At 58.8% G+C, this 284-nt stretch carries 1 pseudogene; it reads right to left on the bottom strand.

Annotated elements, in window-relative coordinates:
• Position 1 precedes the first annotated feature (1 nt).
• A pseudogene (locus tag EN862_RS35835) lies at positions 2-284 on the bottom strand (DUF1624 domain-containing protein); the annotation flags it as partial.

Here is a 284-nt window from a genome sequence, read left to right as displayed (position 1 = left end):
GTCATTGCGTCCCTCCCTCCGTCATCTTGTCCTCGGTCTTGGCGGTACACGTTGCGGCAAGATCGGACAGATGCGCCCTGAAGTCCGCAGTCTGGTCGTTGTTGTAGAGCCGATCAAGAGAGCCTTCACCGTCGAGAGTCTCGAGCATACAGCCGCAATAGCTCGAACAGAATGTGGCGTTGCGCATCTGCTCGCAGGAACGCTGGCAGGTTTTCAGGAAATTGACCTGCGGCGTGTCGACCTGCGCCGGCATCACCTGCGAAAACAGCCAGACGCTGCCGATC

It is taken from the genome of Mesorhizobium sp. M2E.F.Ca.ET.219.01.1.1 (assembly GCF_004016445.2).
Taxonomy (GTDB): Bacteria; Pseudomonadota; Alphaproteobacteria; order Rhizobiales; family Rhizobiaceae; genus Mesorhizobium.
Note: the sequence above shows the minus strand (reverse complement) of the source record. Positions and strands in the feature narration are given on the sequence as shown.